We start from the raw sequence: 15,097 nt of genomic DNA, 5'->3' as shown, positions 1-15,097 counted from the left end.
GTTTACAATTTCGGTTCAATGATTTTTTTGTCACATGCAGCCGCTTCAGCGTATGGATTTTTTCTGAATACAACCTGGAAAAATGCTTTCTTCGCGGCATCTACCATTAACCAGTTTCCCGAAAAGAGAAATACCAGGCTATTCCCAAACAAAGACCAGGCAAAAGATATCCTCCTTACATTTTTCAATTCCTTTTTTGTACGGATAAAATAATCAAGCGCTAACACTCTTCTATAATATTGCAAAGGATGTTTCAGCCTGTTCATCCGTTCCTGGTGATGATAAACAAAGGCATTGTTCAATATGTGAATGCCTGTTCCCGGGAAACCGATACTAACCCCATAATTATCACCAATTCCATTTTTATCCAGCGTTTCATCATAAGGAGAATATTCCAGCCAGCTCTTACGGATAACACTTGCCCCTAATCCAAATACCGGTACGGTACAATTATCACCTGAGAAATCTGTAATCACCGGCCAGCCGGATCTTGCAATGTGATTTCCTTTACGGGCGTAATATCTTTTAATCCTCTTTATGAGAAGGTTGTCTGATGTGCACCGGATTTCACCCCAGATACTTAAACCAAAAACGTATCTGATGATTAATTGTTTAGCGGAGTAAACCGGATAGGTAGCCATCCATTTACCGTTTTCCTGCTGTAGTACCTGTCCGGAAACAGCACCGGCTTCCCCATGTTCCTGAATGTAGGTGCTTATCTTTTGCAGATAATCTGCCGGTACTTCTATATCATCATCACAGAGGAAGATCCATTCGGACCTGGCAGCTCTTATTCCCATATTCCGCTGAACACAGACTGAAGGAATGGACGATAAGTGTTGAATATTTAAACCGGGGTAGTCTGCATTTGTTAACTGTTCATTCCCCGCATCTACAATAATTACTTCCTCAACCGGGTGTGTAGAGTTGTGAAGGTTGTTTAATAAAGCAACCAGGCTCTTTTTACGGTTGTAAGTAGGTATGACTACACTGATGTTCATCTGGAGTACTGAAAAACTTTAACAACTTTCTTTTCTTCCGTAATTTCCGCGAAATGTTTCAGGTATTGATCAATAATTGTTTCACAGGAATATTGATGGATGATTTTCGATTTGTTCTCTGCTATTTTCTTATACTCTTTTTCCCTTGAAACGGAACCTAATAATCCCATCACATCTCTTGCATCCGAAAAATAAAATCCATTATTTTCCAGAACCGACCGGTTAAAGATATTATCATGCGCACATATTACGGCCTGCGATGCCATAGCTTCCAGTAAAGAAGGATTGGTGCCACCCACACTATGCCCATGAAAGTACAGGTTAGAATAATAACGCAGGTTATTCAGTTCTTCCAGGTTATATATCCCACCTAAAAACCTGATATGTTGACCCGCAGCATACTTTTCTTTCAGGAATTTCCCATATTTCGTATCCACGTTTCCTATTACAATAAAAGGTGCAGGGGTTGGCTGCAGCATAGATCCATCCAGAATAGTTTCAATATTATTCTCTGGTTCCATGCGTGCGATCAGCATGTTGTATTGAAATTGCTGAAGCTGATACTTTTTTAATATTGTCTCATCAGGACGTTCAAAAACTTCTGCACCATAAGCAATATAAGTTGCTTCTTTCTGATACTTTTCCCGCAGGTATGTCTGTATCCCCAGTGAATCTGCAATCAGGTGATCGCTGTATCTCACTCCCAGTTTTTCAGCATATAATAAAAAGCGTTGCACATAGCGGGAGTACTTACTGCGTTTCCATTCCAGTCCGTCCATATTGGTGGTGACAATGCTTTTCTGCCGGGGCAGTAGCCATCCCCAGATTGTACTGCTGGTATAACCTAACTGTAAAATGATATCGAAGTCCTGCTTACGGGCATGCATGATACAATTCAGATCATAAATGAATTGTCCGGCTGTTCCTATTTTATGTTCAGGATCGTAGCAGTGAATAATATTTACGCCTTTCCACTTTTTCTCCTGATAAGGATGATTGTGCGAGTTATATACCGTAACGTGATGCCCTGATTTCACCAGACCTTCAGAAAGATATTCCGCTAGTTGTTCAAATCCGCCGTAGTGATTTGGAATGCCTCGAGTACCAATAATCGCAATGTTCATTTTGCCTTACTTATGTAACAAATGTAGGAATGTTTTACGCTAAATATTTTTAATTATGAGGCAACCATATCGTGCTTTTTGGTTGTTTATAATGAGTTAGCACGGCTTTGTATCACTATCTATTTTTTGTATGATCAGCAAAAGTTTGAGCCAGATTGGCCTTAAAGAGAAAGCGCTGCCGGAGCAACAGCGCGTGTATGAGTGTATGCCATTGCAGGATGGTTTCAATCAGTTCGTAAAACGATCTCTGGACATTGTATTGTCCATTATAGTGATCGTCTTTATTCTGAGTTGGCTGACTCCTGTTCTCGCACTGTTAATTAAGCTGGATTCCCGAGGTCCTGTTTTCTTTAAGCAGTTACGTTCCGGTAAGAACAATCAGCCTTTCGTTTGCTATAAGTTCAGGAGCATGTATGTAAATGATCTGGCAGACATTACGCAGGCGACATTAAACGATGCCCGTTTCACCAGGATAGGACGTTTTCTGCGACGTACAAACCTTGATGAATTGCCACAATTCTTTAACGTACTGATAAATGATATGTCGGTTGTTGGCCCCAGACCACATATGCTTGCTCATACAGAAAAGTATAAACAACTACTGGACAACTACATGGTCCGGCATTTTGTAAAACCCGGTATTACAGGATGGGCACAGGCGAGTGGATACAGAGGTGAAACGAAATTGCTTTCTGAAATGGATTTAAGAGTACAACACGATGTTTATTATCTGGAGAACTGGTCTTTCTTTTTTGATGTAAGAATAATAGTACTCACTACCGGGTTATTGTTACGAAAAGATGAGAAGGCTTATTAAAAAGACTCCGCTGTATATCGCGATCCCATTCGCCAACTCACTATATATCGCGAAATTCAAAACGCTAAAATCTTCTTAGTCTATTAATAATCATATACTTATCTGCATGGCATGCTGGTTGTAAATACTTATAGGTATTTATAAACCATTTAAAACTTAATAAGATGAAAGAACTCACCCAGTTGTTTCGCAACATTTTTGCCGCCAGAGAAGTAAAACCTACCACTGTACAAACAGCCCTGGAACCTTTTCATGATAAAGACTCCTATGAGGGTAGTGAATTTCTGAATGATTTCAGTAATTTGGATGATCAACCGGAAGATCAGCTTGTAGCTCCATCTGAATAATTAAAACCCCTTAAAAGCATGCATACAGGAAAATCCTATAAATTACCAGAGTTCCTTATCTGGACCAGGCGAAATGTGTATATCCTGCTTATTTTCGGATGTATACCTGTGATATTATACCAGGTAACCGGTATAAAATGGCTGGCCATCCCCTGGACTGTAGTAGGACTTCTGGGAACAGCTACTGCATTTATTGTCGGCTTCAAAAATACGCAAACCTATAACCGTACAATGGATGCACAAAAGATCTGGACAAACATTCTTACCAGTAGCAGGTCATGGGGTATTATGAGCAGGGACTTCCTGAAAAATACGGCAACAACAAAAACACTGGTAAACCGGCACATCGCCTGGCTCACCGCTCTGCGTTACCAGATGAGAGAAGAGAGGATATGGGAAGTAAATGATAAACGCCACAATGCAGAGTATCAAAAATATTACTCCATTCCGGAAAGAGAAACTGCCATTGAAACTGAGCTGAGGAAATATATGACGGAGGAAGAGTTAAAGAGCATTCTAACAACAAAAAATAAAGCAACTCAGATTATGAGTATGCAAAGCCAAACCATCAATGAGTTGTATGGAAAACAGGAATTAGTCCTGCCCCAGTTCATTGAAATGCAGAAAGCGATCTTTAACTTTTATACTGTACAAGGTCAGAGCGAGTCTATAAAAGACTCCCCCTATCCGCGGCAATATTCTACTATCAATACATTTTTCGTCAACTTATTCTGCTTCCTGTTACCATTTGGTATGTTGCATGAATTCGACAAACTCAATGATAGTGTGAATGGGATCATGAAAGGCAATATGGTTTGGCTGGTGGTACCATTCAGTATGATTATCTCATGGATGTATACCTCGCTGGAACAGGTAGGAGAAAGTACAGAAAATCCTTTTGAAGGAAGCGCTAATGATGTGCCTATATCCCAGATGTGCAGGGCTATTGAGATAGAACTGCGGGATATGTTGGGAGAAAAAGAGCGGCCACCTTCCTTACTACCTCAGCATAATATTATTTTATAATAAAAAAGCCTTCGCAGATTTGCGAAGGCTTTTTTTATTTAGTAAGAGAGAAATCAGGCAGCGGGAATCGCCATACGAACTTCTACAATCGCCCCGTATTTAATGATGGGACAACCTCTTGCAATCTCTACTGCTTCATCATAATCTTTTGCTTTAATCAGTAACAATCCACCTATAGATTCTTTCGTTTCAACATAAGGCCCGCTGATCACTTCCTCTTTCATCTTTACCTGTTTGATAACACGGCCATCAACATCCCAGCGCTTAGGAGGCTCTACCAGTTTATTCTGTGCAGCAATAGCACCTATCCAATCCTGGTAAGGCTTCATTGCTTCTTTCATCTGGTCCGGTGTTGGTGTTGGATTGGCACTGGTAAAATCTCTGTGGATGACTAATAAAAACTCCAGCATGTTATGTAGTTTTTGTTGTAAATGATTATGCTTTTTGAAGCTGACTGCTAAACCAGGTTTCGAAATTGATCTTACCTAAACGTGGATTTGCACCAGGTACAATAGACTGATCGTCCAACTCAGAACCGAAATATTTAGCATGAGCATCTGCCACAATCTTACGGGTATCTCCCTTCTTATCTAAATAACGTTTTACAAAATCCACCAGACGTCCTCTTTCTGGTCCGGCTATTTCAATAATACCATTCAACGGTTTACCTGCAGCAACATCTGCTACCGCAGCAGCTACATCATCTGAGGCTATTGGCTGAAAAGCACCTGTAGACAGATGAGTCTCCTCTCCTACAGCACCAGCATCCGCAATAGCGCCCAGGAACTCCATGAACTGTGTAGAATGAACAATTGAATAAGGAATGCCTGACTGCCTGATTATTCTCTCCTGAGCCTGTTTTGCCCGGAAATAACCATTATCCAGCCTCTCAGTACCTACGATAGATAAAGCAACATGATGCTTGATACCTGCTTTGGTTTCAGCTGCAAATAAATTACGACCAGCAGTTTCGAAGAATGCTAATACTGCTTTGTCTTCAAAAGAAGGAGAGTTAGCAAGATCAACTACCACATCCGTGCCTTGTAATACTTCATCCAGTCCGTCACCTGTGAGTGTGTTCACACCTGAAGCTGGTGATGCTGCAATTACTTCATGACCAAGCTTACGAAGATTATTAACTACTTTAGAACCTATAAGGCCGGTACCGCCGATTACTACAATTTTCATAATGTTGTCTTTTAAAAAATGATGAAATTTTTATCTTTCCGCTATGAGTTTGCAAGCAACGTGCCACCCAAATAAATAATTGACAACCAAATAATTACACAGATTTATAGGATTTCATTTTCACGGTATAAAGCGATTTGTCTAAGCTTTTGGCGAAATACAGTGAAGGCGCGTATAAAATAAAAAAACAGGCTGCTTCAAAAGACAGCCTGTTACAATTATATTATGCCAACGTACTATTTCAGAAAATAATCCGCCTTGGAAATAGTTAATTTTTTCATTTTAGAATGTAAAGTCGTGCCCGGAATTTCCAGTATTTCCGCTGCTCCGCCGGCGCCGGAAATCTTGCCCCTGCATCTTTTCAATACTTCAATAATGTAGGAACGCTCCATATCATCTAATGTCCTTGCAGCAGAAGAAATAGTCTGTGTAATCTCACTTTTTTGTCTGGGTAAATGAACCTCTCTTAACAGATGATCTTCGCTTAATAAGATACTTCTTTCTATGATATGTTCCAGCTCACGTACATTGCCCGGCCACAGGTATGTTCTTAGCTCCTGCATAACTTTGGCAGTTATGCCTGTTACTTTACGACCTATATTCTTGCTGAATTTACCAACAAAGAAATTCGCCAGTGGCTCAATATCTTCCGGCCTTTCACGTAATGGCGGTAAATGAATAGGGAATACATTCAGGCGATAATAAAGATCTGATCTGAACCGGCCCTCCTGTACTTCTACTTCCAGCTCTCTGTTGGTAGCAGCGATGATACGCACATCTACTTTGATAGTCGTTTTCCCTCCTATCCTTTCAAACTCCCGCTCCTGAATCACCCGCAATAATTTAACCTGTAACTCAAGCGGCATCTCTCCTATCTCATCCAAAAACAACGTACTGTTATTGGCCAATTCAAACTTCCCGATCCGCCTGTCTATAGCCCCGGTAAAAGCCCCTTTCTCATGACCGAAAAGCTCGCTTTCAATCAGATGAACAGGCAGCGCTGCACAATTCACTTTTACCATTAATTTACTGTTTCTGGGAGAAGTGTTATGTAATGCCCTTGCTATTAATTCTTTACCAGTACCTGTTTCTCCCAGTATAAGCACCGTAGAACCGGATTCCGCTACCTGAGACATTAAACGGTACACCTTTTGCATCTCTGCTCCATTCCCTACAATCTCTGAGTAAGTCGTCTGAATCTGCTCTTTCAGATAATCGTTCTCTATCTCCAGTTTCTGTTTATAACTCAGTACTTTTTCATTCGCCCTGATATTAGATATAGCTATTGATATCTGTGCACAGATCCCCTTAAGGATCCGCAGGTTTATATCGTCTGTTAACAACCATAACGTTCCCAGGTTTGTATTGCCTACACGCAATGGCGCCCCGAAAGCATTCTTAAAACCTGTACTTTCCCACAAACGAATATATGCTCTGTTATTCCCCTGCCTTATTTCTTCTGCAATATTAAAAACAACAGGTCCATCACTATTCAGCACTCTTGCTGAAAGCTCTTCATAAATATCAATATTTTTATAAGCGAGTTGCTTAAAAAACGGGTTGTCCTTATCAAACACACTCTCGTCATATATATAAGGGCTCAGCGTTACGCCATCATCTTCTATTACCCGTATCATGGCTAACTTCATATCCAATACCTTCTGTAATACAAGGGAAATAGCCGATTTCAGATCATCTTTTGTCCTTACAGCAGCAATGTCACTACTGAAATCCAGCAAAAAAGACTTTTCATTCTCCCTTTCAAGAATGGCTTCATTGGCAGAGATATTACTGGCCGCAATAAAAAGCTGACTGGATATACGTTGTATAATGTTGATAGCCTCCTCCCCAAAAGTATTTACCTGATCAGCAAATAATATCAGGCTATATTCAGTAATTCCATTCCCTGGAAGGATTTTCACCATCATCTCTCTTGATCCCCTGGCATAATGCCGTTTAAACCATAATGGAACATTCTCCATATCGAAAGAACGCATATCGAAGATCAACGGCTTAAAATAAAGAGATGCCACATCATAAATCCCATCCTGTACAGACGTTGGCAAAGCCATCCCATCCCCCTCTACTAAGAAAACATTGTAGTTCTCACCTGCTTTATCCAGTACTGTCATCATACTGTGCGAAAAACTGAAGACCTTTTTAAGATCTTTAGTAATAACTTTTAATAAGTCCTGCCGGTCTCTCACCTTCACCATATCGTTACTTAAAGCAAGTACAACCTCATTAATATGCTCCTCATAACTGATGGCCTCATTTTGTATAATATTGGAAACCGCACTGGAAATCTGCGGAGAAATACCGTTTATAATACTCTTAAATTCATCCGTAAAACTGCTGGTATTATAAACATGCAGAAAACCAATGGTCTCTTCCTTACTTTTCAAAGGCGTCATTAAGATCTCCCTGGCTCCCCCTTCATAATTCACTTTCAGAAAAGACGGGCTTTCCGGGGCATCCATTATATCTTCCAGTATAAAAGAGGTTGGGCCGTTTCCATTTAGTACCTGCTGTATGAATGGCTCATTCAAAGGAAAATGTGCAATCACCAGGGAGGCATAAGCAGGATGGTCCTTAATAGGGGAAGAAACGGGATCGAGCAGAAAAGGAGTATAAGTCTCGTTTTTATGATCAATCAGGGTAACAATAGCGTGTGTAAAATAGAATAACGCTTTGATCCTGGAGGAAAATAAAGTGATGAGATCGTTCTTCTCTCTGACTTTTGTAAGGTCATTGCCAAGCTCGAGCAGGATTTTTCTCTCTTTCTCTAATAATTCAATTCTTTTTTCCATCATGTAATCTTATAAGATTTCCAGACAGCATGACAATTGGAGAACGGAAAACTGGACAATTTTGAGCCAGTTTTTATAAAAATACGGTTAATTCTTAATTTTCGCAGGCGTATATTAGCTTTTGCCTCAACCCAGTAAAATGACAAACAAAATCCCGGTCCTGTACCTGATCCTCTGCCTTGGAATAATTATCCCAACCCAGGCTCAAATGACTTTTAAGGTGACGATGGAAAACCCATCCAGCCATCTTTATCATGTATCGCTGCAATACAGCCATACTAAAAAGGAAGCCCTTGATTTTAAGATGTGCACATGGACGCCCGGCTTCTATGAGATCATTGATTTTGCTGCTGCCGTAAAAGATTTTAAAGCCACCAGCTCCGATGGTCAGTCCCTTGCCTGGGAAAAAGACTCCAGTACCTGGAAGGTACATGCTGAAAATAAGGATGTACTCATCAGTTATGATGTAAAAGCCGTAGAACCCTTCATCGGAAATGTAAACCTGGATGAAAACTACGGATACATTATCCCGGGCGGACTATTCATGTATCTCGAAAAAGAACTCAGACACCCAGTTACCATTGAAATACAACCCTATAGCGGTTGGAATAAATTCGTGGCTACCGGCTTGGATGCCATTCCCGGGAAAAGCAATGTTTTTTATGCCGCCGATTTCGATATCCTGTATGACAGCCCTTTGCTGATGGGCAAACTGGAAGTATTCCCCTCCTTTACTGTCAAAGGTATCCCCCATCAGTTTATCTGTTATAACCTGGGAGAGTTCGACCGCAACCTTTTTATAGCCGACCTGAAAAAAATAGTAGAACATACAAGCAGTTTCATCGGAGACATCCCCTATTCACATTATACCTTCCTTGGTGTAGGGCATAAAGGGAGTGGTTCCGGGGGGATAGAACATCTTAACTCGGCTTCCCTGCTTATTGGCAACAAAAACCTGATGGCTCCCGGATACAAAGAGCATTTCTATAACTTTCTCTCCCATGAATATTTCCATCTGTATAATGTAAAACGTATCCGACCTATAGAACTGGGGCCCTTCGATTACAGTAAAGAAAACTATACAAACCTGTTATGGGTATCTGAAGGATTCACCGATTATTATGCACTCCTGGGTGTCCGTGCAGCCGGATTAATAGATGATGAATATGTATTGGAAGAACTGCAGCAGCATATCAAAAACTATGAGGGCGTATCTGGTCATCTTTACCAGTCGGCCGCTGCTGCCAGCAGGGGTATATGGGCTATCAGAGGTAATCCTTTTACCAGAACGGACAAGGAACGCGACAGTACCATTTCCGTCTATGATAAAGGATGTATACTGGGATTAATGATTGATTTTAAGATAAGATATGAGACAGGCAATAAACATTCTCTGGATGATGTGATGAAAGCGCTATATAAAAAGTATTACCAGAAAAAGAAAAGAGGTTTTACTGATGAGGAATTTCAGAAAGAATGCGAACGTATAGCAGGTGTTCCTTTAAAGGAAGTATTTTCATATACCAATACGGTGGCGGCTGTAAACTATCCCAAATACTTCGCATATGCCGGACTGGATATCGATACCGCATTTAAAATTACGCCTATGCAGCATCCTACTGCGTTACAGTATGCTATTTATACCAGCTGGTTACACCGTTAGAAATTATACATTAGCTAATTGCAACAATACTCTCATCATATAACCCGGATCACTAACAGCAAAAATGAACAGAAACATCCTTATACTCTTAATCTTTATACCAGTTGGAAAACTCTTTGCGCAGGAATTAATTTCTGATGGTGGGATATACATTGAAAAACCAGATTATTCAAGTACAGAAAAACATAGATACTCAAGAGACAATATTTCATATAAGCTTAAAACGACTTTCATTTTCGATTATTACTATATTGACAATTCGGGAGTAAAAAAGAAGTTCCTGCTAAGTAAAAACATAACATCTGTTGATAATCCACTTAATCTTACCGATTATCAAAATCTGACGGACAGTACCATAGCTCAGATAAAACTGATAGTAACAGATTCAGTAGAGACATTCCCAAATTATGATTCAACATACACACAAACAGTAATGAGTTATGCTTACATTATAAAGAATGATTCTCTTTGTGAATGTTTTCAAAGGGATGAAACCAACCGTCTGTTTTTGTGCAGTGGTGTGAGTACCGGTGTGATTGACAATGCTAAAAATTTATGGATGCACCCACCCAGACAATTCACATTTAAAATCCTACAATTAAATCCATTTCCCTTTTATTACTTAGACGAATCCGTTAATCATTGGTCGTGGGATTTAGAAACAGGTAACCCATATTTAGATCCCCGGTGGATAAACTACAAAGGAAATATCAAGATCCACTTTGACTATACAAGGCAAAAAGATGAAATTATTAACAGTCCTTTAGGTAAGATAAAATGTAAAGTCACAAACGGAACAGGAACATCTGAATTTGATAATACCACTATGAAAACATCCCTGAAAAGCTATTATCACCCAAAATACGGTTTCGTAAGACTTGAATACACCAATATTGACGGAACAAAAATGGTGATCCAGCTAATAAAATATAGTTCCAATGAATGATAAAAGAAAACATATAATGTTACATTCGTGCTTGCTATGTTATTAATAACTATAATCCTCCCCTGATATCTATATTATTCCATATGAAAAATGTTTACTGCTCATTACTCCTGGGTCTTACTTTGTTTACCACTATTACCCATGCACAATATGCAGATGATAACCGTAAAGCCAAAGATCCTTTTAAAGCAGGTAAAAAAGCAAAAAATACTGATAGCAGTAATGATGTACCCCAAACCATTTCCCTGACGGATTTTGATCCTGAGAAAGAAGTTCCGGCAGGTATGGCTATCTCTGATATCCGGGTGATCAATGCAGTGAGTGATTCTTCATTACTGGGATATGTGCAGACCGGCGCATTCAACAGATGGGTAGAAGCCCTTCCGGATAAGCCTTATACAGCATATTTGCAATCATATGTAGATCGGCGATATGGACGGATGTATAAAAAACATGCTGTGCCGTTTGTATGGGTGATACAGGAACTGCGAATCGGCGAACGTACATTCGGGATGAGTGAGAAAGGATACTTACATCTGAAAGCCATTGTGTTCGCCGGCAATGGTAACGGAACATTTAAACGGCTTACACAACTGGATACGGTCCTGATAAAAGGAAGTATGGATGTAACTCATAGGCACAGAGAAAATATAACAGATGCTTTGCACATTTTACTGGAACACTCGCTTACAAAAGGCGCTTTACTGCAAAAGGTTGACAGCCTTGTTTATACAATATCCGCTATCCGGGAAGAGGCGTTACAACGTTACCAGAAACCAGCTTTACAATCAAAGGAACATGCAGATGGTATTTATTTAACCTTTAAGGAGTTTATTAATGATCAACCTTCTATTTTAAATATAGCGTATAGCCTGGAGCATAATACGGTACGTTTTTTTTATACGGATAGTAGCAGAAAGAAAACATTTGTTGATAAGTTCTGGGGAGTACGTAAAAATGGCTTATTACTTAAACAATATTATGACCTGCTTATTCCCATTGAACAAAAAGAAAATAGCATTGTTTTGACCGGTTACCTGCCATTGTCCCGCCGCAAAAACAATTATACTCTTTTTAACATCCCGGTGGAAATGGTTGGAGGACTCATAGGAGATGCAATTATGGAAACCGCCACCGGCGGGCCATTGGGGAAAGGTATATTACCTACAGTAGACAATATTCCTTATATTGTAAAAAAGCCTCCTTTCGCTACAGGTGTTGATATTGAAACAGGAGAATTTACGTTATAAAAGGATTGGTATCCCACAAAGATTGATAATATTCCTGTAAACTTAATAAAGTATTTAGATTCTTTAAATCCGAATTTTGGCACTTTAAGAGAGTACTGAGTTCTCAAAGTGAATTCCTCATTCAGTTTATAATAAGGAGACTCATTAATAAATATTTATTCTTTAAATTTCTTTATTACTTCCCATGTAGCCATCCAGGAGACTGCAAAACCTCCTATTACAGTATAAACCAGCTCAGAGTCTTCAAGGTTTATTGGATTATTAATTAATTTACTCATGATGGTCACATACATGAGTTTAATTCCACCCAAGATAGAGGCGGCAGATAGAAATGTAGTTACTACATTAACTAAAGAGTCACGAGACAATTTTTTCTTCCATATAGACGCGACTATATATCCCACAGTGACAAATCCCGCTATTGTTATAAGCCAATGGGATTGAAAGAAGCTTTCATTCTTCAAGGTAGAAGGTAATTGAGATTAAATGTTAATTGTGGAATTAAAAGTTTTTGGCGGCTTCTGTAGAACTTGCCTTTATTTCGCGTTGATATTCAGCTATCCCTGTTACACCTGCCCCCAACACACTACCTAATATCATAGCAGCTGCTCCAGGAACAACTGATGCAAAAGTAATAACACCACCAGCCAGGCCAACAATGCCTGCTGTAATTATTTTACGTACACTTATTTTGGTGCTTTTAGGTTTAACCATGATAACGAATTATCAAATTTTACTTTATCAAAGATAAAAAATATTTGATCCAAAAAAAATCAATGAAATAGCTTTTGAATCAGGCCTTAAATACCCGCAGCACTTTAGTCGTTTATTTAAATCAACTCTCCAATTCTTTAGTCATTGCTTTAATAAATCCGGCCTTATCTTTTTTCACCTCTTGCAACAGCGCTTTTCTATCTTCCGGTATAGAAAAATATTTTTCTGCCCATAGATTTATTTCAATCATTACGGGAAGTAAGTCAATCCCTTTTCGGGTTAATCTATATAATACTTTGGCTTTACTATCCGGATGCGCTAGTTTTTCAATAATCTTATTTTCTTCCAGCACCAGTAACCTGGCGGCTAAAATATTAGTAGCTATTCCTTCCGCTGCCTTTAAAAAATCCCCATAAGTACACTCTTTTGCGAATAACAAGTCCCTGATAATCAATAGCGACCACTTATCTCCCCATATATCAAGGGAACAACTAACCGGACAATCCGACCTCTTTTTTGCTTTAGCCATAAAAATATTTAAAAAAAACACTTGCATTTTGCAAGTAAATACTATATTTACACTTGCAAAATGCAAGTAAAGATACGAAACAACACAAAATGAAACAAACAATTCTGGTGACAGGGGCCTCTTCAGGTTTTGGCCTCCTTATAGCCAACAAGCTTCACGAAAGCGGCTACCATGTGATTGGTACCAGCCGCAATCCGGATAAATATAAAGCTACACTGCCTTTTAAACTATTAGCATTAGATATTGCTGACGATCATTCAATCTCATCTTTTGCCACGCAACTGTTCCGTCAGATCAATCAGTTAGATGTACTGATAAACAATGCAGGGTATTTGGTAACAGGGCTTGCCGAAGAAACTCCTGTTGAATTAGGAAAACAACAATTGGAAACAAACTTCTGGGGAACTGTTAAACTCACAAATGAGTTATTACCTTATTTCAGAAAGCAAAAGCATGGAAAAATAATTACAATTGGTTCTATTCTTGGTTTAATCGGGCTTCCGAATGTTGCTTACTACTCTGCGTCTAAACATGCCCTGGAAGGGTATTTCAAATCATTGCGATTTGAATTGAATCAATTTAACATCAAAGTAAGCATGGTTGAACCTATGGGGTTCAAAACCAACATTGGAGAAAATGCAGTTGCGTCAAATGGGGAAATTAATGATTACAATATATTCCGGCAAAAAATTGCTGCGTTCACAAAAAAGGAATTTGATAAAGCGGCCGGGCCTGAGCCAGTTGTAAATACTGTGCTCAAAATTGTGAATGAACAAGATCCAAAATTTAACTCTCCTGTTGGCAAAGGTTCGTCTGTTATTCTTACACTACAACGTTTTGCATATAGCGTTTTCGAAAATTCTATTTTGAAAAGAGTGAATGGTGCACATTAAAACTAATATCATGATCATAAAAGGAAAAACAATATTGATAACAGGCGGCGCCTCTGGCATTGGTCTGGAAGCGGCTAAGCAATTTTTAGCCAATGGTGCCAGGGTTATTATTACTGGCAGGAACCAGGATAAACTGGACGCAGCCAAAAAAACGAATCCGGCTTTGATTGCCATAAACAGCGATGTAGCCGATGCGGAGGATGCCATTTCGCTATTCAGCCAGATAAAAGATCTTGGCGGTATTGATATATTGTACAATAATGCAGGCGTTGGTGTTCCTCCATTAAATTTGGGAGTTACCAACGACAAACACTGGGAAGGGGCCGCTTACGAAATGAACGTCAATTACCTGGGGGTGATCCGCCTGAACAACCTTTTTATGGATATGCTGAAATCGAGAAAGGAAGCGGCTATTATCAATACAACCTCTATACTTAGTTATGTACCTTCACTGTTGGAAGCTACTTATTCAGCTACTAAAACGGCTTTAGCTTTTTACACCAAATCACTCAGAGAGCATTTACACATTCTAAACAGCAACGTGAAGGTATTTGAACTACTACCACCACTTGTAGCAACAGAAATGACCGCAGCCAGAGACGAAAAAAAGATGACCCCGGAAAAGCTGGTAGAAGGCCTGATATCCGGACTTAAAAAAGACCAATATACCATCCGTGTGGGTGATACAAAATTGCTGTATATACTCAACCGGCTTTTCCCTAAAATAGCTTTTGGCTTAGTTAATTCCAAGAAAACTTACCAGTCCCTATAACCATAAAACAAACTTCA

The 15,097-nt window shown here is 39.4% G+C and carries 15 protein-coding genes; 8 read left to right on the top strand and 7 right to left on the bottom strand.

The window, feature by feature from the left end:
• Positions 1–2: 2 nt before the first annotated feature.
• Positions 3–1,001 carry a glycosyltransferase family 2 protein gene (locus tag BMW86_RS28805; protein WP_089786809.1) on the bottom strand — a complete coding sequence of 333 codons (999 nt, stop codon included), beginning with the start codon at positions 999–1,001 and terminating at the stop codon, positions 3–5.
• Positions 998–2,125 carry a DUF1972 domain-containing protein gene (locus tag BMW86_RS28800; RefSeq protein WP_089786806.1) on the bottom strand — a complete coding sequence of 376 codons (1,128 nt, stop codon included), beginning with the start codon at positions 2,123–2,125 and terminating at the stop codon, positions 998–1,000. Before BMW86_RS28800 ends, BMW86_RS28805 begins: the two co-directional genes overlap by 4 nt.
• A gap of 130 nt (positions 2,126–2,255) precedes the next feature.
• Between BMW86_RS28800 and BMW86_RS28795 the strand changes: the two genes are divergently transcribed.
• From BMW86_RS28795 to BMW86_RS28785, 3 genes are all read left to right on the top strand, one after another.
• Positions 2,256–2,942 carry an exopolysaccharide biosynthesis polyprenyl glycosylphosphotransferase gene (locus BMW86_RS28795; protein WP_089786805.1) on the top strand — a complete coding sequence of 229 codons (687 nt, stop codon included), beginning with the start codon at positions 2,256–2,258 and terminating at the stop codon, positions 2,940–2,942.
• Between the two features lie 164 nt (positions 2,943–3,106).
• On the top strand, positions 3,107–3,289 hold the full coding sequence (locus tag BMW86_RS28790) for a hypothetical protein (RefSeq protein ID WP_089786803.1): 183 nt from the start codon (positions 3,107–3,109) through the stop codon (positions 3,287–3,289).
• 18 nt (positions 3,290–3,307) lie between these two features.
• Complete coding sequence (locus BMW86_RS28785; RefSeq protein WP_089786801.1) at positions 3,308–4,315, top strand: bestrophin family protein; 1,008 nt, start codon at positions 3,308–3,310, stop codon at positions 4,313–4,315.
• A 53-nt stretch (positions 4,316–4,368) separates the two neighbouring features.
• On the opposite strand, the gene BMW86_RS28780 is transcribed toward BMW86_RS28785, so the two are convergent.
• The 3 genes from BMW86_RS28780 to BMW86_RS28770 form a co-directional block, all read right to left on the bottom strand.
• Entirely contained in the window at positions 4,369–4,725 is a 357-nt protein-coding gene (locus tag BMW86_RS28780; protein WP_089786799.1) for a YciI family protein, read from the bottom strand.
• Between the two features lie 25 nt (positions 4,726–4,750).
• The gene (locus BMW86_RS28775) at positions 4,751–5,503 is read right to left on the bottom strand and encodes an SDR family oxidoreductase (protein ID WP_089786797.1); all 753 of its coding nucleotides are present in this window, start codon (positions 5,501–5,503) and stop codon (positions 4,751–4,753) included.
• Between the two features lie 236 nt (positions 5,504–5,739).
• Positions 5,740–8,316, bottom strand: a complete 2,577-nt coding sequence (locus BMW86_RS28770) for a sigma 54-interacting transcriptional regulator (protein ID WP_218149249.1) — start codon at positions 8,314–8,316, stop codon at positions 5,740–5,742.
• Positions 8,317–8,452: 136 nt separating this feature from the next.
• Here BMW86_RS28770 and BMW86_RS28765 point away from each other — a divergent pair, with 136 nt between their 5' ends.
• The 3 genes from BMW86_RS28765 (at position 8,453) to BMW86_RS28755 (ending at position 12,172) form a co-directional block, all read left to right on the top strand.
• The gene (locus BMW86_RS28765) at positions 8,453–9,976 is read left to right on the top strand and encodes a M61 family metallopeptidase (RefSeq protein ID WP_089786792.1); all 1,524 of its coding nucleotides are present in this window, start codon (positions 8,453–8,455) and stop codon (positions 9,974–9,976) included.
• A gap of 64 nt (positions 9,977–10,040) precedes the next feature.
• A complete protein-coding gene (locus BMW86_RS28760) occupies positions 10,041–10,922 on the top strand; it encodes a hypothetical protein (protein ID WP_089786790.1) in 882 nt (293 codons plus the stop codon).
• Between the two features lie 83 nt (positions 10,923–11,005).
• On the top strand, positions 11,006–12,172 hold the full coding sequence (locus BMW86_RS28755) for a hypothetical protein (protein WP_089786788.1): 1,167 nt from the start codon (positions 11,006–11,008) through the stop codon (positions 12,170–12,172).
• Between the two features lie 501 nt (positions 12,173–12,673).
• On the opposite strand, the gene BMW86_RS28745 is transcribed toward BMW86_RS28755, so the two are convergent.
• Both BMW86_RS28745 and BMW86_RS28740 read right to left on the bottom strand, forming a co-directional pair.
• Entirely contained in the window at positions 12,674–12,886 is a 213-nt protein-coding gene (locus tag BMW86_RS28745) for a hypothetical protein (RefSeq protein ID WP_089786783.1), read from the bottom strand.
• A 121-nt stretch (positions 12,887–13,007) separates the two neighbouring features.
• The gene (locus BMW86_RS28740; protein WP_089788219.1) at positions 13,008–13,415 is read right to left on the bottom strand and encodes a winged helix-turn-helix transcriptional regulator; all 408 of its coding nucleotides are present in this window, start codon (positions 13,413–13,415) and stop codon (positions 13,008–13,010) included.
• An 89-nt stretch (positions 13,416–13,504) separates the two neighbouring features.
• Between BMW86_RS28740 and BMW86_RS28735 the strand changes: the two genes are divergently transcribed.
• Both BMW86_RS28735 and BMW86_RS28730 read left to right on the top strand, forming a co-directional pair.
• Positions 13,505–14,308 carry an SDR family NAD(P)-dependent oxidoreductase gene (locus tag BMW86_RS28735; protein WP_089786780.1) on the top strand — a complete coding sequence of 268 codons (804 nt, stop codon included), beginning with the start codon at positions 13,505–13,507 and terminating at the stop codon, positions 14,306–14,308.
• Positions 14,309–14,318: 10 nt separating this feature from the next.
• The gene (locus tag BMW86_RS28730) at positions 14,319–15,080 is read left to right on the top strand and encodes an SDR family oxidoreductase (protein WP_089788216.1); all 762 of its coding nucleotides are present in this window, start codon (positions 14,319–14,321) and stop codon (positions 15,078–15,080) included.
• Positions 15,081–15,097 lie beyond the last annotated feature (17 nt).

Source organism: Chitinophaga sp. YR573, assembly GCF_900110995.1.
In the GTDB taxonomy this organism is placed as follows: Bacteria; Bacteroidota; Bacteroidia; order Chitinophagales; family Chitinophagaceae; genus Chitinophaga.
The sequence above is the reverse complement of the archived record's forward strand: the minus strand, read 5'-3'. Positions and strand labels throughout refer to the sequence as shown.

What these genes read in the sequence shown, in the direction of transcription:
- BMW86_RS28730 (WP_089788216.1), top strand. Translation starts at nt 14,319, where the DNA reads ATGATCATAAAAGGAAAAACAATATTGATAACAGGCGGCGCCTCTGGC.
- BMW86_RS28785 (WP_089786801.1), top strand. Translation starts at nt 3,308, where the DNA reads ATGCATACAGGAAAATCCTATAAATTACCAGAGTTCCTTATCTGGACC.
- BMW86_RS28765 (WP_089786792.1), top strand. Translation starts at nt 8,453, where the DNA reads ATGACAAACAAAATCCCGGTCCTGTACCTGATCCTCTGCCTTGGAATA.
- BMW86_RS28755 (WP_089786788.1), top strand. Translation starts at nt 11,006, where the DNA reads ATGAAAAATGTTTACTGCTCATTACTCCTGGGTCTTACTTTGTTTACC.
- BMW86_RS28745 (WP_089786783.1), bottom strand. Translation starts at nt 12,886, where the DNA reads ATGGTTAAACCTAAAAGCACCAAAATAAGTGTACGTAAAATAATTACA.
- BMW86_RS28800 (WP_089786806.1), bottom strand. Translation starts at nt 2,125, where the DNA reads ATGAACATTGCGATTATTGGTACTCGAGGCATTCCAAATCACTACGGC.
- BMW86_RS28760 (WP_089786790.1), top strand. Translation starts at nt 10,041, where the DNA reads ATGAACAGAAACATCCTTATACTCTTAATCTTTATACCAGTTGGAAAA.
- BMW86_RS28735 (WP_089786780.1), top strand. Translation starts at nt 13,505, where the DNA reads ATGAAACAAACAATTCTGGTGACAGGGGCCTCTTCAGGTTTTGGCCTC.
- BMW86_RS28795 (WP_089786805.1), top strand. Translation starts at nt 2,256, where the DNA reads ATGATCAGCAAAAGTTTGAGCCAGATTGGCCTTAAAGAGAAAGCGCTG.
- BMW86_RS28780 (WP_089786799.1), bottom strand. Translation starts at nt 4,725, where the DNA reads ATGCTGGAGTTTTTATTAGTCATCCACAGAGATTTTACCAGTGCCAAT.
- BMW86_RS28805 (WP_089786809.1), bottom strand. Translation starts at nt 1,001, where the DNA reads ATGAACATCAGTGTAGTCATACCTACTTACAACCGTAAAAAGAGCCTG.
- BMW86_RS28790 (WP_089786803.1), top strand. Translation starts at nt 3,107, where the DNA reads ATGAAAGAACTCACCCAGTTGTTTCGCAACATTTTTGCCGCCAGAGAA.
- BMW86_RS28740 (WP_089788219.1), bottom strand. Translation starts at nt 13,415, where the DNA reads ATGGCTAAAGCAAAAAAGAGGTCGGATTGTCCGGTTAGTTGTTCCCTT.
- BMW86_RS28775 (WP_089786797.1), bottom strand. Translation starts at nt 5,503, where the DNA reads ATGAAAATTGTAGTAATCGGCGGTACCGGCCTTATAGGTTCTAAAGTA.
- BMW86_RS28770 (WP_218149249.1), bottom strand. Translation starts at nt 8,316, where the DNA reads ATGATGGAAAAAAGAATTGAATTATTAGAGAAAGAGAGAAAAATCCTG.